The following is a 22,775-nucleotide window of genomic DNA, read 5'->3' on the forward strand; positions in this document are numbered from 1 at the left end:
CCGCACGAGGCTCTGCGTAAATGACCATCAGTCGGCCGTACAAACCAGCCAACACCTCCAAGCGCCGAAGTCAGTAGTCCCTGGAATCCCCGGAATCCCTGGAATCCCCGGAATCCCCGGAATCCCCGGAATCCCCGGAACCCCTGGAATCCCTGGAATCCCTAGGTGTCACTGGCCGAGCAGGCGGCCCACGGCGTCGGCGACGTGCCGGGCGCGGTCGGCGTCGGCGACCTCCACCGCCGTGGAGAACTCGGGAGTGGCGGTGGCCCACACCGAGGCGACGTGGAGGACGAGGGTCAGCAGGACGCCTGCCGGGTAGTGGTCCGGCAGCACGCCGTCGGCCTGTGCCCGGGCGATCTCGTCGATCTTGTGGCGGACGCTGTCCACCGACATCTTGACCGGTTCGTCGTCCGGGCGCTCCAGGCGCTGCCAGCTCGCCATGCGCATGATGGCCGGGTGTGCGTCGTAGAGCTCGGCGAGGCGGGCCGCGTAGCCGGGCAGGTCGTGGACATCCAGAGGGGTGCTGCTCACCACGGTGGTGACGATGGACTCGAAGGCCGCGTCGAAGAGCTGATCCTTGCTGCCGAAGTAGTGGTAGATCTGCGCCTTGTTCGACCCGGCCGCCGTGGCGATCCGGTCGACCCGCGCCCCGGCGAGGCCGTAGGCGGAGAACTCGGTGAGAGCGGCGTCAAGGAGGCGGGCCCGGGTGGCTTCGGCGTCGTAGCGCATGGGGCGAGCTTAGTTTTCTAACTGGTTGGTTGACAAATCGGGGGAGTCGGATCTACGTTTTCAACTAACCGGTTAGAAAAAATCCGGCCCGATGAGAAGGAGATCCTCATGCTCGGCAGCGACCCGGTGATCGACCTCCGCTCGACCCTTTCGGCCCGTGCCCTTCAGCTCGTGTTCCGGCCGATGTTCCGGTACCAGTCGGCGGGCAGCCGGGTGCAGTTCGCGACGAAGCCCATCGCGAAGCCCGAGCGCATCACCGTCCCGACCCGGCACGGCAACGTCAGGACGCTGCTGTACTCACCCACCGCCGAGTCCGTCGCCGCGTGGCACGCGGCAGGCCGGCGGCCTCCGGTGCATCTGATCGTGCACGGCGGAGGGTTCATCGTCCGGGTGCCGATGCAGGAGGACAACGTCGCCCGCTACCTGGCCTCCGAGGTCGGCGCATACGTCCTCATCCCGGACTACGACACCGCCCCCAAGGTCCGCTTCCCGGTCTCCGAGGAGCAGTCCTACGACGTCTTCCGCTGGATCCAGGCCAATGCGCAGTCCCAGGGCTGGGACGGCGACCGTGTCTCGGTGGGTGGCCCGAGCGCCGGCGGCAAGCACGCCCTGAGCGTCGTCACCATGGCGATCGACGACGGCGGTCGCCTGCCGGTCGCCGTCACTGCCGAGTACGCCGCTGCCGACATGGCGCTCGCGCCCTCCGCGCGCACCTCGGCCAAGCGGAATCCGGTCGTGCCGCCGCAGCTGGTGGATCTGATCCAGCGCACCTACTTCAAGGGCGTCGACCTGACATCGCTGCTGGCGTCCCCCAACCGCTACTCCCGGCTCGCCGAGTTCCCGCCGACGCTGGTCCTGACCGCCGAATACGACACCCTCCGGGACGAGATGAACGCCCTGGCCGCCGATCTGGCCGAGCGGGGCGTGCAGGTGACACACCGTCAATTCGACGGCGTCGATCACGGATTCACCCACTTCCCGCCGGTCGAGGTGGCGCGAGAGGCCATCGCGATGATCGGCGAGCACCTCCGGAAGGCGTACGCCTGACCGGACGACGCCCCGTGTCCGGACCACCCACGCCCACGCCCACCATCACGCCCCCTGTTCCAGGGGCCGACAGCCGTAGCCGGAAGGAAGTACCGAAAATGACCACCGACACGACCGAGGCAATGACCACCGACACGACCGAGACGATGACCACTGACAAGCCCAGGACGTGGCTCGTGACCGGAAGTTCCCGCGGCCTGGGCCGTGAGATCGTCCTCGCGGCGCTGAGGCAGGGCAACCGCGTGGTGGCGACGGCCCGGCGCGCCGAGCAACTCGACGACCTGGCCGCCGACTTTCCCGGCCGACTGCTCGCCGTCCGCCTCGACGTGACCGACTCCGACGCCGCCGTCGCCGCGGTGCAGACCGCGGTGACCGAGTTCGGCAGCCTCGACGTCCTGGTCAACAACGCCGGCTACGCCGACCTGGCCTCGGTGGAGGACAGCACCCTCGACGCCTTCCGCGCGCAGATCGACACGAACCTGTTCGGGGTCGTCAATGTCACCAAGGCCGCGCTGCCGGTCCTGCGTGAGCAGGGCCGCGGACACATCATCACGGTGTCCTCGGTCGGCGGCCGGGTGGCCACTCCCGGCCTGTCCGCCTACCAGTCCGCCAAGTGGGCGGTGAACGGCTTCACCGAGGTCCTCGCCTCCGAGGTCGCACCGCTGGGCATCAAGGTCACCACGATCGAGCCGGGCGGGATGCGGACCGACTGGGCCGGCTCGTCGATGACGGTCCCCGCCACGTCCGAGCCGTACGCCGGAACCGTCGGCCTCGTCGCTGCCGCCATGGCCGGCGCCGGCGAGAACGCTCTTGGTGACCCGGCGAAGGTCGCCCAGGTCGTCACCCGGCTCGTGGACCTGCCCGAGCCGCCGCCGCGGCTGGTGCTCGGCTCCGAGGCGCTGGCCTACGCCCGCGCCGCGGCCAGGACCCTGGCCGACCGCGACGCCGCCTGGGCGGAGCTCAGCCGATCCACCGACCGCGACGACGCCACCGACCAGCAGCGAGACCCCCTGGGACAGTTGGCCAACGACCCCGAGACAGCCGTACGTCGCTTCCTGGACGAGGTCGTCAACGGCGGCGACCTGTCGAAGGTCGACGAGCTGTGGGCCGAGGACCTGCGGTGGCACGGCGGCAGTCTGGGAGACGTCCGCGGTCTCGCCGCGTTCAAGACCATGATGGCGACGTCCGCCGCCGACGCCTTCACCGGTATGCGCCTCGACGTCCAGGACGTCATCACGTCCGGCGACAAGGTCGTCGTCCGGTTCACCAACAGCGGCACCCACACGGGACCGTTCATGGGTACGCCCGCCACCGGACGTCATGCCGAATGGCTCGGCATCGGCATCTACGCCGTCGCCGGCGGCAGGATCGCGGAAGCCTGGTTCGGAGAGGACATCCTCGGCATGCTCCTCCAGCTCGAAGCCGTCACCCTGCCGACGCCCGCGTGAACGAGCGCACCGCGCGCAGGGATCACGTGGTGTGGAGTTGCCTGGTGACCTCGGTCAGGTCGGCGATGAACATGCCGGCGAGCTCGGCGGTGAATCCGGTGCGAACCACCAGCCGCAGCACGGAGACGTCCTGGCAGGGAGCGGGGAAGGCATACGCCGGCAGATGCCAGCCTCGGGCCCGCATCGCCTGGGAGACCTCGAAGACCGTGAAGCCCTGCGTGCCGGGTGCCAGGCGGAAGGCGAAGGCCGGGAGTTCCGAGCCGTCCGTGACCAGCTCGTAGGGGGAGATGGCCTCGATACGGGTGGCGAGTACGCGGGCCGTCGTCCGGTTCTGGGCGGCCAGGTTCCGTAGCCCCTCGAAGCCGTACCTCAGGAAGCTGTAGTACTGAGCGACCACGTGCGCGCCCGGGCGGGAGAAGTTGAGGGTGAAGCTCGGATAGCGGCCGCCGAGGTAGTCGACCTCGAAGACCAGGTCGTCGGGGAGGGCCTCGGAATTGCGCCACAGGGCCCAGCCGAGGCCGGGGAAGACATGCCCGAACTTGTGTCCCGAGGTGTTGATGGAGGCGACGCGTTCGAGCTGGAAGTCCCACATGAGACCCGGGTCGAGGAAAGGGGCCACCATGGCGCCGGACGCACCGTCGACGTGGACGGGGATGTCGGTGCCGGTGGCGGACTGGTACCCGTCCAGGGCCATGCAGATGTCGGCGACGGGTTCGTAGGAGCCGTCGAAGGTGGACCCCAGGACCGTCACGACGCCGACCGTGTTGTCGTCGCAGTGGGCGGTGAGGGTGTCGGGGGTGAGGTGGTAACGGCCCGGTTCCATCGGGACGAACCGGGGCTCCACCTCGAAGTAGTTGGCGAACTTCTTCCAGCAGACCTGGACATTCGCGCCCATGACGATGTTCGGGCGGGCGGTGTCCTTGCCCTGGCTGAGGCGGCGGTCCTGCCAGCGGCGTTTGAGCGCGAGTCCGCCGAGCATGGCCGCCTCGCTCGAACCGGTGGTGGAGCAGCCGAGGACCTGCTCCGGGTACGGGGCGTGCCAGAGCCGGGCCAGCATGCGCACACAGCGCTCCTCCATCGCTGTGATCTGCGGATACTCCGCGCGGTCCGCGAGGTTCTTCTCCGCGGTCTCCGCCATCAACTGCTGGGCCTGTGGCTCCATCCATGTCGTCACGAACGTGGCGAGGTTGAGCCGGGCATTGCCGTCGAGCATCAGCTCGTCCCGCACGCGGCGGCTGACGAGTTCCGGCGACGACGCCGACTCGGGCAGCTCGTCGACCGGCAGCACGGGGGCGTCGGTGGGTTGGAGGTCGGGGCGGGGCGAAGAGGTGAGAAGGTCGGACTCGGTAGCGGGCATGGCGTCGGCTTGCGGGATGGACATGAGTGCGTGGATGCCTTTCTGGCCTGTGTGACCCCGTGCACTCCGACGCTAGATCCACGGGCGGCCCGGCATCCGTGCCGATTACACCGATCCAGTGATCGATTTGCGGACTGATGAACTGGATTTCCCTTGTCCATACTGGCTGTCGCCGCGACGGGTGGGGCGATGCCGATTGCCGATGCCGTGCCTGCGGGGCGGCGTCACTGCCGCCCCGCGGGTGATGTGCCATCAGGTCAGCATTCGCCGCCCCACACGGCGGAGTTCAGGGTCACGTTGCCGTACAGGCTGAACGAGTTGCCGGCGTCCGGCGGGTAGTGCAGGCAGCCGGACGAGGTCTGACCGGTGGACCAGGTGGCCCGCCACCAGATGTGGTCGGCGCCCGGGTACCGTACGCCGTTGTTGAAGATCGACAGGCCGCCTGCCGAGTGCAGGTTGTACAGGTTGCCCGTCGACCTCCAGGTCGGGGGACCGGAGAAGCTGGTGTTGTTCCAGACGCACACGTTCTCTCGGGGGCAGTCGCTCTTGGCGGCGGATGCCGATGGTGCCATGGCCACGCCGGTGGCCGTCATGGCCAGGGTGGCGAAAGCGATGGCCGTGAGCTTTCTGGGCATCTTCATGGCCCGGGATGCTGTCAGTGGAATCCCGGGCTCGGCAGGAAGCTTTGAGTCAGCCGGGGTCCGCAGTGCGGATTCGGACAAGGGTGTGATGGCGTCACGCGACGCGCGGGCATTCTCATCGCCACTGAAGCGAACGTTATGTGCGTGATCGATTACGGTGTGTGTTCATGGCTGTGTCAGCCCCGCGACACCCCCGCTCCGCGTCACGTGCCGGAGCGGTGCTCGTGTTGTTGCTGGTCGCACTCGTGCATGTGCTGGCCTGCGCCCACGGCCCGACACTGACCGGCCAGGGCCGGGCGGACACGCCGCTCGTCGCTTCCGTCGCCTGCGGGCAGACGCCGCACGACCAGCACCGGGCGGACACCGGACCGTCGTCCCCGCCCCACCACGGCGGAGCGCACTGCTGGGGCGGCGACGAGCCGACGGTGCAGCCTCCTCGTGACGTCACTCTGGCCTTCCCCGTGGTCCATGACGTCCTGTCCGTGGGCCATGCCATCGCGCCGGCGCTCTCCACACGACCCGGCACCACGCCTCCTGCGCCCAGCGGCTCCTCCGCCGGGCACGCGCGAGCCCTCTTCGGCGTGTGGCGGACCTGATCGGCCCCGCTGCCCAGCCCCGCCCCTGACATGGGCGAACGGCAGCCGATCAGCCCCCGCCCTCTTCCCCGAACACTCGGCCGACGGCCGTTCACGGCACCGGCCGCAGGAGAAGCACGTCATGAACCAGCCCATCCCCACCTCCCTCGCTCCGGCCCAGGTGCCGGCCGAAGCCAGACGCCCGATGTACACACCCGCCGGACTGGTGGGCGACACCCCCGTGCTGTGGATCGGCGAGCCCTTCACCGCCGCCGGGCGCGGCTTCTGGGTCAAGCTCGAAGGTCACAACCCCGGCGGTATCAAGGACCGCGCCGCCCTGTACATGGTCCGCGCGGCCCGCGAGCGCGGCGGGTTGCTGCCCGGTGCCCGGATCGTGGAGTCCACCTCGGGCACCCTCGGCCTCGGCCTGGCCCTCGCCGGGGCGACCTTCGGCCATCCCGTCACCGTCGTCACCGACCCGGGCATGGAACCGCTGATGACCGGGCTGCTCACCGCCTACGGCGCCGAGGTCGACCTTGTCGACACGCCCCATGCCACCGGCGGCTGGCAAGAGGCCCGACGGCACCGCGTCCAGGAGCTCGTCGCCGTCCACGCCGACTCCTGGTGCCCCGACCAGTACAACAACCCCGACAACGTCGCCGCCTACGCCCCGCTCGCCCACGAGATCGTCGCCCAACTCGGCCGCGTCGACACCCTCGTCGTCTCCGTGGGCACCGGCGGCCACTCCGCCGGCATCGCCTCCGTCCTGCGCGGCCTCTTCCCCCACCTGCGGGTCGTCGGGGTGGACACCACCGGCTCGACGATCTTCGGGCAGCCCGCCGCACCCCGCCTGATGCGCGGACTCGGCTCCAGCATCCACCCCCGCAACGTCGCCTACGACCTCTTCGACGAGGTCCACTGGGTCGCCGCCCCGGAGGCGGTGTGGGCCGCGCGCCGCCTGGCCCGTGACCACTACGCCACCGGCGGCTGGAGCGTCGGCGCCGTCGCGCTCGTCGCCCGCTGGCTGACCCGCACCCTGCCCCCGGAGGACAGGATCGTCGCCGTCTTCCCGGACGGCCCGCAACGGTACGTAGGGACCGTCTTCGACGACGTCTATTGCCGCGGGCACGGGCTCCTCGGACACCTTCCGGCCGACGACCCGGACCGGATCGCTCACCCCGGTGAACGGATCGTCACCCGCTGGACCCGCTGCACCCACGTGACCGACCCCCTCGCGACGGCCCACGCCTACGGGCCGACGGGAGCCGCCCGATGAGGGACCTGTGGCGGCAGACCCGCTCCTTCCCGCCGGCCGTACGGCTGCTGATGGCCAACCAGTTCGCCATCAACCTCGCCTTCTACATGCTCATGCCCTACCTGGCCGCCCACCTGTCCGACGGAGTCGGCCTCGCGGCCTGGGCCGTGGGACTCGTGCTGGGCGTGCGCAACTTCTCCCAGCAGGGCATGTTCCTCATCGGCGGCACCCTCGCCGACCGCCTCGGCCACAAGACCCCGATCCTGGCGGGCTGCCTGCTGCGCACCGTGGGCTTCGCGCTGCTCGGCTGGGTCGACAACCTCCCCGCCCTGATCGTGGCGTCCGCCGCCACCGGATTCGCCGGCGCCCTGTTCAATCCGGCAGTCCGCGCCTACCTCGCCGCCGAGGCCGGCGAACGGCGCGTGGACGCGTTCGCCGCCTTCAACGTCCACTACCAGGCCGGCATGCTCCTCGGGCCGCTCGTCGGGCTTGCCCTGCTCGCCGTCGACTTCCGCCTCGTGTGCACGAGCGCCGCCGTCATCTTCGCCGGACTCACCGCTCTCCAGTGGCGACGCCTTCCGGCCCGTCACGACCACACCGCGCACGCCACCCGGCGGGAGGGTGTGCTGACGCAGTGGCGCACGGTCGCGGCCAACCGGCCCTTCCTGCTCTTCGCCGCCGCGATGATCGGCTCGTACGTGCTGACCTTCCAGGTCTACCTGGCTCTCCCGCTGGCGGCCGCCGACGCCCTCGGCACGAACGCCACGGCGGCCACCAGCGGGCTGTTCGTCGCCTCGGCCGCGGTCGCCGTGCTCGGCCAGTTGCGCCTGACCGGCTGGGCGAGGAAACGCTGGCCACAGGACCTGGCGCTGGTGAGGGGGCTGGCCGCGATGGGGCTGGCCTTCCTGCCGCTCGCCCTCGTCCCGCGCGGCTCCTCAGCGGCGATGCTGGGCTCTCTGATCGCCGCGGTGGTCCTGCTCGCGGCGGGGTCGGCCGTGGTCTACCCGTTCGAGATGGACACCATCGTCGCCCTGTCCGGCAACCGCCTGGTGGCCACGCACTACGGCCTCTACAACACCATCTCCGGCTTGGGCATCACGCTGGGCAACCTCGTCACCGGCGCGCTGTGGGACGTCGCCCACCGGCATCACGCCCTCTGGCTGACCTGGACGGCCCTGACCGCCATCGGACTCGCCTGCGCCGCCTCGGTCGCCGCGCTCGCACACACCGGCCGGCTCACCGCCGCGCGAGCGCGTGAGCCGGCCCCCGCCTGACGGGCAGGGCGGCCCGGCCGCTGCTCACCGCGTGGGGTGGTCCCCGGTGTCCGGCTGCTCCAGGTGGGAGGCCAGTACCGCGGCCTGGACGCGGCGCTGGACGCCGAGCTTGGCCAGCAGCCGGGAGATGTGGTTCTTGACGGTCTTCTCCGAGAGGTAGAGCTTCTTGCCGATCTCGCGGTTGGTGAGACCGTCGCCGATCAGGGCGAGGATGTCCCGCTCACGGGGGGACAGGCTCGCCAGTTCGGGCGCGACGGTCGGTGCCTCGGCGGGGTCGGCGCGCAGTGAGCGCATCAGGCGGGCGGTGGTCGCGGGGTCCAGCATGGACTGGCCCGAGGCGACCGTGCGGACCGCCGAGACCAGGTCGGAGCCCCTGATCTGCTTGAGGACGTAGCCCGAGGCGCCGGCCATGATGGCGTCGAGCAGGGCGTCCTCGTCGTCGAACGAGGTCAGCATCAGGCAGGCCAGCTCGGGCATCTGGCTGCGCAGCTCGCGGCAGACGGTGATGCCGTCGCCGTCGGGGAGGCGTACGTCGAGGACGGCGACGTGCGGGCGCAGCGCCGGGCCGCGGACGAGGGCGTGCTCGACGGTGTCCGCGTCGCCGACCACCGAGATGTCCGGTTCGGAGTCGAGGAGGTCGGTGATGCCTCGTCGTACGACTTCATGGTCGTCCAGCAGGAACACGCGGATGGGATCCTGCTCGCTGAAGGTGCGTGCCTCGGCCATGACGACCCCTTTGTTCCCCGTGTTCCTGTTCCCCGACGGCTCACGGTCCGCGGCCCCGCGGGCCCCGTCCGGCGGACGACGGATCGCAGACCACGAACTGCTTCTGTCTGCTGCTACGGACTGCTTCTGATGACGATCATCGCTCGCCCGGCCCGGACGCACTAGGGCCGACCGGCCCCACTCGGCCGCGAGAGGTACCCTCACCGGCCCCATGACGGACCTCGCGGTGGCAGGCGGCTGGGCGGATCAACGACACCCGGCGCCGTACGGGGCGTACAGGTCCAGCAGTCGGGTCCGGGCGGAGCGCAGGCGATGGGCGAGCACGTCGCCGGCCCATTGGGCCACGGTGTGCCCCATGGCCGGGTCCTCCCGGCACATCGTGCGGACGGCCGTCGCGTCGAACTCGTACGCCCGCACGGGGGTCGTCGCCTCGGCGCCCAGGTGCCAGACGTGCGGGGTGAACAGCCAGGACCAGCCGACGAGTTCGTTGTGCCGGAGGATCTCGATGACGGCAGGCCGGCGGCCCGGCACGCGCATGTCGAGCTCGATGGTGCCTGTGCGGATGATCCAGAACCGGTCGGCGCGGCCGCCCTCCTCGAACAGGCGCGTCCCCTCCGGGAAGGACACCTCCCGGGCCGTGCTCATGAGCCGTTGCCGGTGTTCGGCCGGCAGGGCGCGCAACATGCTGGGCGTGGGTGCGGTGATCATGGCGTGCCTCCCGAAGGGGTACAGGGCTTCCACCGCCAGCGTGTGCCCACCGCCCACGGCGGACCAAGGGCCACCCGGCCCCTCGCGACGGGCCACCCGGCCCCGGCGACCGGGCCGGTGCCGGTTCGGCGCCGGTTCGGCGCCGCCCTGCCTAGTGACTGCTGGACCACTCCCGGTACGCGGCCAGGGCGGTCGGCAGGGTCGGAAAGATCAGGTCGGCTCCCACCGAGTCCGCGAGGCCGTACGCCCGGAGGTCGTTGAGGAGGTCCTGTTTGACGCGGGCGAGGGCGAACACGACGCCGCGCTCGGCGAGTTCGCGGCGCAGCTCGTCGACGGCGTCCAGCGCGGTGATGTCGACCTCCACGTTGGCCTCGGCGTTGAGGACGAACCAGCGGACGGGAGCGGTCTGTTCGTCGACAGCGGCCAGGGCGCGACGGTGGAAGTCCTCGGCGTTGGCGAAGAAGAGCGGGGAGTCGTAGCGGTAGACCAGCAGGCCGGGGATGGTGCGGGCGGTCGGGTAGTCGTCGATGTCGTGCATGCCGGCGATACCGGGCACCAGGCCCTGGACCGCGTCGTGCGGACGGGCGACCCGGGTCAGCAGCTCGGTCACGGACAGACCGACGGCGACGAGGACGCCGTACAGGATGTCCAGGGTGAGCACGCCGACCAGGCAGCCGAGGGCGAGCAGGAGTTCGCGGCGGCGGAAGGACGCCAGTCGGCGGAAGCCCGCGAGGTCGATCATGCGGATCGCGGCGTAGACGACGAGCGCGCCGAGGACGGCGGACGGTGTGCGGCTGAGCAGGGGGCTGAGGAAGAGCAGGACCGCGAGGACCACGAACCCGGCGACCAGCGAGTACGCCTGACTGCGGGCGCCTGCCGAGGAGGCGAGCGCGGTGCGGCTGGCGCTGCTGCTGACGGGGAAGCCGTGCAGGGCTCCGGCGCCGAGGTTGGCCGCGCCCAGCGCCAGGAACTCCTGGTTGGCGTCGAGCCCGGGGCCTTCCTCGCCTTCCTCGTCGTCCGCGTGGCCGGAGAACGCCCGCGCGGTCAGGATGAAGTCCGTGTACGCGACGAGGACTACGCCCAGGGCGGGCAGGACGAGACCCGGCACCTCGGTCCAGTCCGGCCTGGCGAGGCCGGGCAGGCCCGAGGGGATGTCGCCGATCACCTTGATGCCGTACCGGTCGTCGAGGTCGAAGACCACCACGGCGATCGTGCCGAGGACCACGGCGAGCAGCGGACCGGGCACGGCCGGGACGTACTTCGCCATGAGGAGGAGCAGGAGGAGGGCGGCGGCGGAGAGGACGACGGTGGCCGTGTCGGCGTCCGGCACGTTGCCCGCGAACGACCACAGTTGGGGGAAGAACTTGGTCTCCGCCGTCCCGACTCCGGTCAGCTTGGGCAACTGGTCCGCCATCATGATCAACGCCACGCCCGCCAGGTAGCCGATCAGCACCGGGCGGGAGAGCAGGTCCGCGAGGAAGCCGAGCCGTACCGCCCGCGCGACCAGGCACAACATGCCGACCGTGACCGCGAGGGTGACCGCCAAGGTGGCGTACCGGTCGGGGTCGCCGGCGGCGAGCGGGCCGACCACCGTGGCCGTCATCAGCGCGGTCGTGGACTCCGGGCCGACCGAGAGCAGGCGCGAGGACCCGAACAGCGCGTAGAGGGCGAGCGCGGGCAGGATCGCCCAGAGTCCGGCGACCGGCGGCAGCCCGGCCACGCCCGCGTACGCCATGACCTGGGGGACGAGATACGCCGCCACGGTGACGCCGGCCAGGATGTCGCCCCTCAGCCAGGAGCGCCGGTAGCCGAGGAGGGCGACGGCTCCCGGCACCAGGCGACGCCACTGCGGAACGTGAACGTGCCCGCCCTTGCCCTGCTCCATCAGCCACCCTTCTCCGTCGGGCCTCAGGATCCACCGGCGTGCCCACGGCCGCGAGAGGTGAACCGATTCCGCCCGAGCATGCACCCCAACGGGCCCTTCCGGCACGCCGTTCGGCCCACGGTGTCCGTCCGCCGCGCCTTGGGAAAACGGCCCAGGGCCGGTCGGCCCCTGGCAGGGAACTGTGGCCCCTGCCGGGCGCGGCATCCGAAGTACGACGCTCGGATCGGACCTCGTATCAGGAGGTGGAGTCATGACCCGCACTGTCACTCTCAGCGTCACCGCTGGTCTCGACGGCTCGCGCGAGAGCCGTGCGGCGGCCGAGTGGGCGGCCCGCGAAGCCCAGTTGCTCGGGCTGCCGCTGAAGCTGGTCCATGTCCGGGAGCCCGGACCGGCGCCGATGGCCCAGGCACCGCTCCTCGGCGCCGAGACCCGGCAGCACTGGACCGAGCACATTCCGCGTGACGTGGGCGAAGGCATCCGGGCACGTCACCCCGGCCTGGACGTGATCACCGAGCAGCTGTCCGGCTGGCCCGCCGAGACGCTGGTCGACGTGGCGAAGGACGCCGAACTGCTGGTCCTCGGCTCCCGCGGGATGAGCGGCATCGGCGGCCTCCTGGTCGGCTCGGTCGGACTCTCGGTCGTGGGCCGGGTGGAGCGGCCGGTCGTCCTGGTCCGCGCCGACGAACAGGCCGCCGACGAGCACGAGACCGATCCCGTCGGCATCCCGTCCGCCGCGACCGCGTACCGGCCCGTCGTCCTCGGCCTCGACCTCGCGAGCCCGGACCGGGAGCTGATCGAGTTCGCGTTCGCCGCCGCCTCCCGCCGAGACACCTCCCTGCGGGTCGTGCACGGCTGGAACCCGCCCCCGTACTACGCGTACGGCCTGTCCGCAGACCTCGAACTCCATGGATCCCTGGCCCTGCGCGAGGCCACGGCCCTGGCCGAGGTCATGCACCCGTGGCGCAGGAAGTTCCCGGACGTCGAGGTCACCGAGGAGTCCCACTACGGCACCCCCGGCAGCCACCTCGTCGACGCCTCCCGCGAAGCCTCGCTGGTCGTCGTCGGCCGCCGGGTCCGCCACCGCCCGTTCGTCGCCCACATCGGCCCCGTCACGCACGCCGTGCTGCACGACGCCGTGGTGCCGGTCGCGGTCGTACCGCACAACTGACGGGAGAATGGGAGGAGTTGAACCATGCCGGCGGCGGAGCCGCTGGAGGAGTACGCGCAGCGCACCGCTCCGATGAACCCGGATACCTGACCAGTTCTACGAGGCATGCCCCGTCCGGCCCAAGCAGCCCGCACACATCCGCGTCAAGCTGGACTTGCGGGGCAATTCCGCCACAGGGGTCCCGCCGGGCGTGTGCCGATTGTGCGACCTCGCCGTCGGACCCGGGCCCCGCGCACGTCGAGTGGGGTGAGGAGCGTCATGAAGGGCTATGTGTTCCACGGTCCCGGGCAGTCCGCCTGGGAAGAGGTTCCGGATCCGGCCATCAAGGAGCCCACCGACGCCATCGTGCGCGTCGGGGTCGTCACCATTTGCGGCACGGACCTGCACATTCTCAAGGGCGACGTGCCCGAGGTGCAGCCCGGCACCGTGCTGGGGCACGAGGCGGTCGGTGAGGTCGTCGAGGTCGGCAGCGACGTGCGGACCGTGCGGCCGGGGGATCGGGTCCTGGTCTCCTGCATCACCGCGTGCGGGCGCTGCGCCTACTGCCGTCAGGGCACGTACGGCCAGTGCCGGGGCGGGGGCGGCTGGATTCTCGGCCATCTGATCGACGGGACACAGGCCGAGTACGTCCGGGTGCCGTACGCGGACCTGTCCGTGCACCCGCTGCCGGGGGCCATGGACAGCAAGGACGCCGTTCTGCTGGCCGACATTCTGCCGACCTCCTACGAGGTGGGCGTGCTCAACGGGCACGTCCGGCCCGGTGACAGCGTCGTCGTGGTCGGTGCCGGCCCGATCGGACTGGCGGCCATCGCCACCGCCGGGCTCTTCTCGCCCGAACGGATCGTCGCCGTGGACCTGGCTCCCGCCCGACTGGAGGCCGCCCGGCAGCTGGGCGCCGACGCGGTGGCCGACGCCCGCGAGGGGCCGGAGCAACTGGTCGCCGACCTCACCGACGGGCTCGGCGCGGACGTCGTCATCGAGGCAGTGGGCATACCGGAGACCTTCGAACTGTGCACCCGCATGGTCCGGCCCGGCGGGCACGTCGCCAACATCGGCGTGCACGGCGCCCCGGCGACCCTGCACCTCGAAGACCTGTGGATCAAGAACATCACGATCACCACCGGCCTGGTCGACACCTACTCCACGCCGGCTCTTCTGCGCATGACGGCCGCCGGACGGCTGCCCACCTCGCAGCTGGTCACCCATACCTTCCCGCTGGACCTGATGGAGGAGGCGTACGACGTCTTCGGGGGTGCCGCCGACACCGGCGCCCTGAAGGTCGTACTGGGCGAGGAGCGGCACCAGGAGGTCGTCGCCGTGAGCGCGGTCTGACGAGGGGACGCGGCGCACGTGGGTCAGGCCACGCCCGAGCGGTCGTCCCTGGTGAGCAGGATGCCCGTGACCAGGTCCGGCCGAATGCGGACCGCCTGGTCCATCGCCTGGTCCACCCATGGCTGCACCAGCGTCCGGCAGCGGGCGAGGTCGTCGGGGTCGGTCACCAGCCGGGCATAACCGGTGACCACCACACTCCAGCCGAGATGCGTCCGCGGGTCGATGGCATCCGCCTCGTAGGCGACGACGACACCCGGATGGCCTCCCCGCTGAGCGTGTGAGGTCAGGGCGGCGCCCTCGTGGGTGCGGATGACGATGTCCCCGCCGTCCAGGACATGGTTGACCGGGCGCACGGTCGGCAGGGCGTGCCGGGTGAAGACAATCCTCCCGAGGGACACGCTGCCCAGTAGCCGCAGCGCCTCGGCGCCGTCGAGCTCGATGCGGTGGCGCGGTCCTGCGGGGGCCGGCCTGCTGTCGTCGTGGACCATGGCGGGCTTCCGTCGGGGTGCTTGTTCGGTGACCGGGTCTGCAAAGGCACGGAGCGACACCGCGGGGGATCGGTGCCGCTCCTGCCTCCACCATCTCTCGGGTCACCGCCGGGCGGAAGGGCCGATGGTCCCCGATGACGGGCCGGACGGCCCAGCCGTGAGATATCGGCCAGGTTCGCAACCTCGTCGTCCAGCGGCTCGGCCGTGCTGCGCCGGCGTGCGTGAGGCGCCACATCTACAGCGGCAAGCCGCGACCGCCAAGCGCAACCGTCGGACCGTGGCCCCGCCGGGGCCGATTTCCGTACCGTCGCGTGCCGCGGGCCGGTAGCGTGATCAGTGTCCTCAGCGGCCGGTGCCCGGTCGCCCACGGGACCGGAGGAGACGCAGGTGGGAAGCCCCGAGGAACCCCGGGAGGCCCGCAAACGGCTGCCGCAGCTGAGGCTGGACGAACTGCTGGAGGAGCTCCAGGCGCGGCTGGACGCGGCCCGTGGCACACGCGACCGGGTGCACAGCCTGCTGGAGGCGGTGCTCTCCGTCGGCCGGGAGCTGGACCTGGAGCAGGCCCTGCACAGCATCGTCGAGGCCGCCGCGGTGCTGGTCGACGCCGAGTACGCCGCCCTCGGGGTGATCGGACCCGACGGCAGGCGGCTGTCCGGCTTCCACACCGTCGGGGTCGCCGAGGACCAGATCGCCAGGATCGGACACTATCCGGAGGGCCACGGCATCCTCGGCGAGCTCATCCACCACCCCGAGCCGCTGCGCCTGGCCAAGATCTCCGAGCATCCGGCCTCGTACGGCTTCCCGCCGAACCATCCGCCGATGAACACCTTCCTCGGCGTCCCCATCCGGGTGCGCGACCAGGTCTTCGGCAATCTGTACCTCACCGAGAAGCGGGGCGGGGCGCAGTTCGACGAGGAGGACGTCGCGGTGACGTCGACCCTCGCGGTGGCGGCCGGCGTCGCCATCGACAACGCCCGTCTCTACGAGGAGTCCCGGCTGCGGGAGCGCTGGTTGCGGGCGACCGCCGAGATCACCCACAGCCTGATGTCCGGCGCCGAGCGCGGTGAGGTCCTCGGACTGATCGCCGACCGCGCCCGGGAGATCACGGGCGCGGCCCTGGCCATGGTCGCGATGCCGATGGAGGACACCGACTCGCTCGCTGTGGAACTCGCCATCGGGCCGGAGGGGGAATCACTGCGCGGGCTGGTGCTGCCCGTGGACCGCGGCCTGATCGGCGAGGCGTTCTCGACGGCAGCTCCGGTCACCAGCCCGGACGTCTCCCATGTCGACCGGGTGTCAGCAGGACCCCCGCGTTTCACCGGCCTCGGCCCCGCAGTCGCCGTTCCCGTCGGCACGGGCGAGGGCGGCGTACGCGGCGTCGTCCTGCTGGTCCGGGGGGCGGGGGAGACGGTGTTCACCGGCAAGGAGATCGAGCCGCTCCAGGGCTTCGCGGCGCAGGCCGCCGTCGCCATGGAACTCGCGGAGCGTCGCCAGGACGCCGCGGAGGTCGCCGTCCTCAAGGACCGCGACCGCATCGCCCGCGATCTGCACGATCTGGCGATCCAGCGGCTGTTCGCCACCGGGATGACCCTGCAGAGCGCGGGCCGTTTCATCGAGCACCCCGAGGCCTCCGAGCGCGTCGTGCGTGCGGTCGACGACCTCGACGAGACGATCAAGATCATCAGGTCGACGATCTTCGGCCTGCGCTCGCGCGAGGGCGCCACCGGGGCGGGGCTGCGGGCCCGCGTGGTGCGGATCGCCGGTGAGGCGGCGCCGGTGCTGGGGTTCGCGCCCAGCGTGCGGATGGAGGGCCTGGTGGACACGCAGGTGCCGCGCGAGATCGCCGACCACGTGATCGCCGTACTGTCCGAGGCCCTCACCAACATCGCCCGTCACGCCCACGCCGACCGTGCCGACGTCGCCCTCACCGCCGACTCCGGCCAGGTCCGCCTCACCGTCAGCGACAACGGCGTCGGCATCCCGGCCGGCGGTCGTCGCAGCGGGCTGCGCAACATGGCCGAGAGGGCGCGGCACTTGGGCGGCGAACTGGAGCTGAGCAGTCCCGACGGCGGCGGTAGCACCTTGGCGTGGCGGGTGCCGGTGCCGGTCGAGTAGACCTCGTCGGACGGCGTGAACGACTGACGCGTCAGCCGTGTGGCGCATCCTGGCGGACCCGGAACTCCCGGGCGGCCACCGCGATCGTTCCGAGCAACGCGATCAGTACCGCCGTGGCGAGCACCTGATAGCTGATCACGGGTTCGAAGAGCTTGCCCAGCACTTCCCGCGGGCTGGGGCCGAGGCGTAGCGCCGACGCCAGCCAGCCGGGCCCCGGCGCGGGAACGGCGAAGCCGGATCCGTCCACGACATCCGGATTCCCGGTGAGGTCACGGAGCCGGTACGGCAGCAACAGGAACGGGATGTAGGCGAACAGGGAGGCGAACTGGGTCAGGACCGGCGCGAACCAGAGCTTGCGGGGCAGCCAGAACGCGGCGATCACCGTCAGCACGTCGGCGAGGTAGAAGTACCGCTCGTGCATGTTCGGCAGCAGGAACGGCACCAGCAGCGCCGACACCGCGGCCGCCAGGACCAGCTGGAGGTGAGTCAGGTCGGGGCGCCGCACCGCAGCCGCGCCGGCCAGGCCGAGCACCGACACCCCCGTGAGCACGACCCCCAGGGTCTGAAGGCCCTGGCTCGTCGTGGTGAGGTACTGGAAGGCGTTGGGCGCTGTCGCGATGAACTCCCCGTGCAGCAGCGACGCCTGATCGAGGTAGACGGAGAGCAGCGGTCCCGGAGCGGCGCCCAGCAGCAGCGCCGGGACGTCGAGCAGCAGGTACATGCCCGGAACGGCGAGCAGGCAGGGCCAGGCGAGCCGGCCGCGCAGCACCATCAGCAGCAGGACCGGGAACAGGAAGACGGCCTGGAGCTTGAAGGCGAACGCGGCACCGAACAGGGCGCACGCCGTCCACGACCTGCCCCGCATGAGGTGGTACAGCCCGCCGATCGCCAGGGCGGCATAACCGGAGTCGCATTGCCCCCACATCGAGCTGTTCAGCACGACCGTCGGGAGCAGCACGACCACGAGCGCCGCGGCGAGCGGGATCCGGCCCGTGGGGTACCGGAGCCTGGTGATCCGGTACGCGTACCAGCCGAGCAGGACGTCGAAGGCGATCGGAATCAGCTTGACCGCGACCAGCGGCGGGATCTTCAGCCACACGGTCGTCGCGAGCAGATAGAGGTAGGGGACGTTGTAGTTGGAGAACTGGTGCCGGAGTGCGCCGTAGCCGCCGTTGTTCTCGATGAACAGGTACCAGCGCCGGTAGAAGTCCGCGTAGTCCTCGGACTTGTGGTCCAGGAAGGCGAACCGGGCGATCAGGGCGACGACGGCGATCGTGGCGACGGCGAGGATCGAGGACCGGTGTCGCGCCCACCAGCCCGCGACGGACGACGGCGCCTTCACCGCCTCGTCCGTAGGCGTTGCGATTTCCTGACTGGACGTCATGTATTGACTCGATTCGGGGAGGGGACGGCAGGGGCCGGCGCGCCGGGGCCGCTCAGCAGGCGCGGCACAACGCGACGAGCGAGACGCCGAACGGCGGATCGACGTGCGACAGCAGGTGTGCCTCGGAGGAGAAGACACCGAGCAGGAACCGGTTCACCAGCGGTGCGGGGACGGCGAGATGGGGATCGACCTGCTCGGCCACGGGGGGTGCCACACGTCGTCGCCAGCGGCCCGCAGTCCTGGCCGCGAGCGCCGGCAGGAACAGCAGCGAGTTGAAGTGGGCGAGGCGTTCCACCTGGAAGCCGCCGGCCCGGTGCACCAGGTCACTCAGCCGGGCGCGGCTGTAGCGCCTGAAGTGCCCGGCGTAGACATCGTGATGGCTCCACAGCATCTGGTGGGCGGGGACGGTGAGCGCCATCCGGCCACCCGTGGGCAGTACTTGGCGGAACGCGCGCAGCGCCCCGAGGTCGTCTTCGAGGTGCTCGACCACGTCGAAGGCGGTGACCAGATCGAACGTCTCGTCTCGCGGCAGATCCTCGGGGATGCTGCCGTGACGGGCCGAAACGCCCTCGGGCAGCCGCTGTCGCAGGTAGTCGATGGCGTGCGGCGAGCTGTCGAGCGCAGTGACGGTCCCGAACTCGCGGAGCATCTCCACCATTTCGCCCGTCCCCGACCCGACGTCGAGGATGTTCAGGCCACCGGGCCTCGCGGGGCGACGGTCGTCCAGGTGGTCGCGCAGCAGCCCGGCGACGATCCGCCTGCGCCCCTGGAACCACCAGTGCCGGCTCTCCACAGCGGCGAATGCGTGGTACATCGAGGTGTCCATGGCCGTCACCCCAGCCGTTCCATGACGATGTACAAGGGGCGCTTCTTGACCTCGTGGTAGATCCGCGCGATGTAGGCGCCGACCATGCCGATGGTGGTCAGCTGGGCTCCGCCGACCAGGAGGATCACGGAGATGGTGGAGGTCCAGCCCACGGGCAGCGACAGCGCGCTGAGCCGGGCCAGCAGCACCAGGGTCACCATCACCGCTCCGGCCGCGGCGGTGGCGAGGCCCACGGAGGAGACCAGCCGCAGCGGGACGCTGGAGAACCCGAGCAGCCCGTCCGCGGCGAGTTTGGCCAGCCGGCGCAGGGTGTACTGGGACTCGCCGGACGGCCGAGCGGCGCGGTCGTACTCGACGGCAGCCTGCCGGAACCCCGACCAACTGCGCAGGCCGCGCAGGAACCTGCTGCGCTCCGGCATCGAGCGCAGCACGGCCACGACCTTGCGGTCGAGCAGCGCGAAGTCCCCGCTGGCCAGGGGAACTTCGATGTCCGCGAGGTACCGGAAGACCCGGTAGAAGACCGCGTAGGACAGACGCTTGAGGGGACCTTCCTTGCGGGTCCTGCGGACCATGTAGACGACCTCGTGGCCGGCCCGCCAGCGTTCGACGAGGTCGCCGATCAGCTCGGGCGGGTCCTGGAGATCGGCGTCCAGCATGACGACCGCCGTACCGCGGGCGACGTCCAGTCCGGCGCTCAGGGCCGCCTGCTGGCCGAAGTTCCGCGACAGCCGGAGCAGCCGGACCGACGGGTCCTCGCGGTGGAGTTCGCCGATGATGTCGGCCGACCCGTCGCTGCTTCCGTCGTCGACGAACAGGATCTCGAAGGTGCCGATCGGGGTGAGCGCCCCGCGCAGCCGACGGTGGAGCTCGCGCAGGGTGGTGGCGTTGTTGAAGACCGGGACGACCACCGACAGCAGCGGCACCTGCGGTCCGGGTAGGTCGGATGCCTCGTCCGGCGGGACGTCGACGCGTGAGCGCACCAGGCGCAGAATCTCGTCCGCCGGGAAGCCGGTGGCGCGGGCCGCGATGTGCAGGGGGGTCCGGCCCAGCACGTAGTCACCCAGGGCGAGCGCGCGATACAGGTCGGGTGTGTCGTGTGCTTGGTGCGGTTCGGCGTCGGTGCGCATGCCGCTCCTCTCCCGCGCCGTCGTCGAGTACTCGGGCGGGCTCAATCGAGGACCGCGACGGCGCGTGCCCAGCCCGCTCCGGCGCGAGCGACCCGCACCGGGAAACAGACCACCGTGAAGCCGGAGGAGGGCAGGTCGCCGAGGTTCGCCAGGCGCTCGATCTGGCAGTACTCCCGCTCCCGGCCCGCGAAGTGCGCCGGCCACAGCAGACTGCGGTCCCGGGTCTCGGCGTAGCGCTCCATGATGTGCGTGAACGGGGCGTCCAGGCTGAACGCGTCCGTGCCGATGACCCTGACCCCCAGGTCGAGCAGGTAGTGCACGGCCGACCCGTCCAGCCCGGTGAAGTGGGTGAAGTAGCGCTGGGTTCCGCTCCATTCCTCGGCGCCCGTGCGCAGCAGCACGATGTCGTACGGCTGCACTTCGTGGCCGACTCGGTCGAGTTCGCCGGCGATGAAGCCGGCGTCCACGCTGCCCACGCCCGCCGCCGTGAGGTCCAGCACCACGCCCGGACGGTAGAACCACTCCAGCGGGACCTGGTCGATGGTCTTCGGCTGCCCGTACGCCGCCGTCGAGCCGTAGTGGGTCGGGGCGTCGACATGTGTACCGACGTGAGTGGTCAGGGTCAGGGTGTCGTTGTTGAGGAACTCCCCGTCCGGCAGTTCGTCGGGGTCCAGGGACAGTCCGAAGTGCTCCTGCATCTCCGCGACCAGGTGCTGTGCGCCCTGAGCCGGGGTCATGATCGAGTGCTCGATCGGGTCCGGCTCCCACGACGTGGCGTCGACCGGGGAGGAGAGGTCGATCAGGCGCATGAGCCCTCCCCCGTACCGGCTGCGAGAGCCTCGGCGTACGCCTTGGCGTGCTCCAGCGTCACCGTGCTGTTGCGGCCGAGGGCCTTGCGGACGAAGTCCCGCGCGGTGGCGAGGGTGGCGTCCGGGCCGAGCACCTCGCCCACGCGGTCCGGGGCGAGCAGCACGGTGTGGCGGGACGTGGCCAGCGTGCCCTTCCCTCGCGCCGTGACCCGCCAGGAACCGGTGTGGGCGGTCATCAGGGCGGGGGTGACGACCTGCTTGTAGACGATCCGGTCGGGGGGCAGGCAGATCCGCACCGAGGTCGTCGTGTGCACCGAGCCGTCGGCGGTGCGGGTGTCCATGTCCATGTGCTGCACGTCGGCCTGCTCGGTCAGCTCCAGCCGGTCGACGTGCGGGATGCGCCGGGGCCATTCGCCCGCGCTGCGCAGAAAGCCGTAGACCGCGGGTGGCGGCGCGGCGATCTCGACCGAGTCCTCGAAGGAGAGCAGGAGTTCATCGGTAAGGCCGGCCAGTTCGGCGGCTTGCCCGAGCCTGGCGAGTTCCTCGGCGCTGTTGGTGTCGACGGCCCGGTCGATCCACCGCAGAGATTGCGGCTCGTCGTCGACGGCGCCGTATTCGTGCAGGAGCGTCACTCGTGTGGTCTGCGTGTCGAGGGGCGTCATCCGCCATTCGCCGCTCATGAAGGCCACCGGGGGCGCCGAGACCTCCTGACGGAAACGCACGCTCAGCGCGGCGGAGTCGAGGACGCGGTGGGACGTCCAGCACTTCACCTCGCCGTTGGCGGTGGCCCAGATACGGAGGCGTTCCTCGCCGCCGCCGGATTCCAGGATCTCCACATGCAGGGTCGGCGTGAAGTGGTGTGGCCAGTCGGCGGCGTGGGCCACGATGTCGTACACCTGCCGGGCCGGAGCCGCGACGGTGATGGAGTGCTCGGTGGAACGCATGGTCGGTGCCGTCATGGTGTCGTCCCCTTCCGGATCAGTAGTTGCCGAGCCCGCCGCACACATTGACGGCCTGCGCCGTGATGGGCGCGGCGGATTCCGTCACCAGGTATCCGACGATTCCTGCGACCTCGTCCGGTGTCGTGTAGCGGCCCAGGGGAATGCGGCTTTCGAATCGTTCGAGGACCTCCGCCTCCGTGGTTTCCCACGCTGCCGCGTATCCCTGCCGTACGCGCTCGGCCATCGGTGTCTCGACATAACCGGGGCACACCGCGTTCACGGTCACCCCGGTCTTGGCGAGTTCCAGACCCAGGGCCTTCGTGAATCCCACGACGCCGTGTTTGGAGGCGGAATAGGGGGCGCCCAGCACCACGCCCTGCTTTCCGCCGGTGGAGGCGATGCTGATGACGCGGCCCCAGCCCCGTTCCAGCATTCCGCCGTTGACCAGGACCTCGCGGGTCAGCCGGAACACGCTGGTGAGGTTCGTCTCGATCACGTCGGACCACAGCTCGTCACTGATCCGGGCCGTGACCCCGCCGCCACTGCGGCCGGCGTTGTTCACCAGCACGTCGACCCCGCCGAACGCCGCAACGGCCCTGCTCACCAGGGTCTCGATCGCCTCGCGGTCGCGCACGTCGGCCTGGGCGCCGTCGGCCTGCGACCCCAGGTTCCGCAGTTCCTTGACCGTTCGGGCGACGTCGTCGGCGTTCCGGGAGCAGATGAAGACACGCATCCCCTTGGCCGCCAGAGTGCGTGCGACCGACAGTCCGATTCCACTGGTGGCGCCGGTTATCAGCGCGGTACGCGAGGCGTCCTCGGTCATCTGCCATCCTCCTGTGCCCGCGGGCGGGTTGTGTTCGGGTGCGTCGCACTTTTTCAACAGGGCCTTGAGGAAAGGTCGAAACGGGGCGGAGAGGCGTTCCACCCGTCGTCTAGGCGT

The 22,775-nt window shown here is 70.8% G+C and carries 21 protein-coding genes; 8 read left to right on the top strand and 13 right to left on the bottom strand.

The window, feature by feature from the left end:
- Nucleotides 1-168: 168 nt before the first annotated feature.
- Nucleotides 169-729, bottom strand: a complete 561-nt coding sequence (locus OG254_RS45305; protein WP_405593590.1) for a TetR family transcriptional regulator — start codon at nt 727-729, stop codon at nt 169-171.
- Between the two features lie 108 nt (nt 730-837).
- Here OG254_RS45305 and OG254_RS45310 point away from each other — a divergent pair, with 108 nt between their 5' ends.
- Both OG254_RS45310 and OG254_RS45315 read left to right on the top strand, forming a co-directional pair.
- Complete coding sequence (locus OG254_RS45310; RefSeq protein ID WP_405593591.1) at nt 838-1,776, top strand: alpha/beta hydrolase; 939 nt, start codon at nt 838-840, stop codon at nt 1,774-1,776.
- A 98-nt stretch (nt 1,777-1,874) separates the two neighbouring features.
- Entirely contained in the window at nt 1,875-3,224 is a 1,350-nt protein-coding gene (locus OG254_RS45315) for an oxidoreductase (RefSeq protein WP_405593592.1), read from the top strand.
- A gap of 22 nt (nt 3,225-3,246) precedes the next feature.
- On the opposite strand, the gene OG254_RS45320 is transcribed toward OG254_RS45315, so the two are convergent.
- Both OG254_RS45320 and OG254_RS45325 read right to left on the bottom strand, forming a co-directional pair.
- On the bottom strand, nt 3,247-4,605 hold the full coding sequence (locus tag OG254_RS45320; protein WP_405593594.1) for a glutamate decarboxylase: 1,359 nt from the start codon (nt 4,603-4,605) through the stop codon (nt 3,247-3,249).
- Between the two features lie 233 nt (nt 4,606-4,838).
- Entirely contained in the window at nt 4,839-5,222 is a 384-nt protein-coding gene (locus OG254_RS45325) for a peptidase inhibitor family I36 protein (RefSeq protein ID WP_405593595.1), read from the bottom strand.
- Between the two features lie 167 nt (nt 5,223-5,389).
- Here OG254_RS45325 and OG254_RS45330 point away from each other — a divergent pair, with 167 nt between their 5' ends.
- The 3 genes from OG254_RS45330 (at nt 5,390) to OG254_RS45340 (ending at nt 8,326) form a co-directional block, all read left to right on the top strand.
- On the top strand, nt 5,390-5,818 hold the full coding sequence (locus OG254_RS45330; RefSeq protein WP_405593596.1) for a hypothetical protein: 429 nt from the start codon (nt 5,390-5,392) through the stop codon (nt 5,816-5,818).
- 121 nt (nt 5,819-5,939) lie between these two features.
- Nucleotides 5,940-7,073, top strand: a complete 1,134-nt coding sequence (locus tag OG254_RS45335) for a PLP-dependent cysteine synthase family protein (RefSeq protein ID WP_405593597.1) — start codon at nt 5,940-5,942, stop codon at nt 7,071-7,073.
- Nucleotides 7,070-8,326 carry an MFS transporter gene (locus OG254_RS45340; protein WP_405593598.1) on the top strand — a complete coding sequence of 419 codons (1,257 nt, stop codon included), beginning with the start codon at nt 7,070-7,072 and terminating at the stop codon, nt 8,324-8,326. Before OG254_RS45335 ends, OG254_RS45340 begins: the two co-directional genes overlap by 4 nt.
- 24 nt (nt 8,327-8,350) lie before the next feature.
- Here OG254_RS45340 and OG254_RS45345 read toward each other — a convergent pair whose 3' ends face one another.
- From OG254_RS45345 to OG254_RS45355, 3 genes are all read right to left on the bottom strand, one after another.
- Nucleotides 8,351-9,052, bottom strand: coding sequence for a response regulator (locus OG254_RS45345; RefSeq protein WP_405593600.1), 702 nt, complete (start codon nt 9,050-9,052; stop codon nt 8,351-8,353).
- A 246-nt stretch (nt 9,053-9,298) separates the two neighbouring features.
- Nucleotides 9,299-9,760: a cyclic nucleotide-binding domain-containing protein gene (locus OG254_RS45350; RefSeq protein WP_405593601.1), complete on the bottom strand. Its 462-nt coding sequence runs from the start codon at nt 9,758-9,760 to the stop codon at nt 9,299-9,301.
- Between the two features lie 151 nt (nt 9,761-9,911).
- Nucleotides 9,912-11,645 (bottom strand): SulP family inorganic anion transporter, encoded by a 1,734-nt coding sequence (locus OG254_RS45355; protein ID WP_405593602.1) that lies wholly within the window; start codon nt 11,643-11,645, stop codon nt 9,912-9,914.
- Nucleotides 11,646-11,895: 250 nt separating this feature from the next.
- Between OG254_RS45355 and OG254_RS45360 the strand changes: the two genes are divergently transcribed.
- Both OG254_RS45360 and OG254_RS45365 read left to right on the top strand, forming a co-directional pair.
- On the top strand, nt 11,896-12,813 hold the full coding sequence (locus OG254_RS45360) for a universal stress protein (protein ID WP_405593603.1): 918 nt from the start codon (nt 11,896-11,898) through the stop codon (nt 12,811-12,813).
- Nucleotides 12,814-13,071: 258 nt separating this feature from the next.
- Complete coding sequence (locus OG254_RS45365) at nt 13,072-14,145, top strand: zinc-dependent alcohol dehydrogenase family protein (protein WP_405593604.1); 1,074 nt, start codon at nt 13,072-13,074, stop codon at nt 14,143-14,145.
- A 23-nt stretch (nt 14,146-14,168) separates the two neighbouring features.
- On the opposite strand, the gene OG254_RS45370 is transcribed toward OG254_RS45365, so the two are convergent.
- A complete protein-coding gene (locus tag OG254_RS45370) occupies nt 14,169-14,633 on the bottom strand; it encodes a pyridoxamine 5'-phosphate oxidase family protein (RefSeq protein WP_405593605.1) in 465 nt (154 codons plus the stop codon).
- A 387-nt stretch (nt 14,634-15,020) separates the two neighbouring features.
- Here OG254_RS45370 and OG254_RS45375 point away from each other — a divergent pair, with 387 nt between their 5' ends.
- On the top strand, nt 15,021-16,748 hold the full coding sequence (locus OG254_RS45375; protein ID WP_405593606.1) for a GAF domain-containing protein: 1,728 nt from the start codon (nt 15,021-15,023) through the stop codon (nt 16,746-16,748).
- A 31-nt stretch (nt 16,749-16,779) separates the two neighbouring features.
- Here OG254_RS45375 and OG254_RS45380 read toward each other — a convergent pair whose 3' ends face one another.
- The 6 genes from OG254_RS45380 to OG254_RS45405 are packed head-to-tail and all read right to left on the bottom strand — an operon-like array spanning nt 16,780 to nt 22,658.
- Nucleotides 16,780-18,132: a hypothetical protein gene (locus tag OG254_RS45380; RefSeq protein WP_405593607.1), complete on the bottom strand. Its 1,353-nt coding sequence runs from the start codon at nt 18,130-18,132 to the stop codon at nt 16,780-16,782.
- A 52-nt stretch (nt 18,133-18,184) separates the two neighbouring features.
- Entirely contained in the window at nt 18,185-18,958 is a 774-nt protein-coding gene (locus tag OG254_RS45385) for a class I SAM-dependent methyltransferase (RefSeq protein WP_405593608.1), read from the bottom strand.
- 5 nt (nt 18,959-18,963) lie between these two features.
- Nucleotides 18,964-20,085 (bottom strand): glycosyltransferase family 2 protein, encoded by a 1,122-nt coding sequence (locus tag OG254_RS45390; protein ID WP_405593609.1) that lies wholly within the window; start codon nt 20,083-20,085, stop codon nt 18,964-18,966.
- A gap of 41 nt (nt 20,086-20,126) precedes the next feature.
- Nucleotides 20,127-20,894: a cyclase family protein gene (locus tag OG254_RS45395; protein WP_405593610.1), complete on the bottom strand. Its 768-nt coding sequence runs from the start codon at nt 20,892-20,894 to the stop codon at nt 20,127-20,129.
- The gene (locus OG254_RS45400) at nt 20,885-21,853 is read right to left on the bottom strand and encodes an aromatase/cyclase (RefSeq protein ID WP_405593611.1); all 969 of its coding nucleotides are present in this window, start codon (nt 21,851-21,853) and stop codon (nt 20,885-20,887) included. The genes OG254_RS45395 and OG254_RS45400 overlap by 10 nt, the downstream gene beginning before the upstream one ends.
- A 19-nt stretch (nt 21,854-21,872) precedes the next feature.
- Complete coding sequence (locus tag OG254_RS45405; protein WP_351194700.1) at nt 21,873-22,658, bottom strand: SDR family NAD(P)-dependent oxidoreductase; 786 nt, start codon at nt 22,656-22,658, stop codon at nt 21,873-21,875.
- Between the last annotated feature and the right edge of the window lie 117 nt (nt 22,659-22,775).

This window comes from Streptomyces sp. NBC_01092, assembly GCF_045039535.1.
GTDB lineage: Bacteria > Actinomycetota > Actinomycetes > Streptomycetales > Streptomycetaceae > Streptomyces.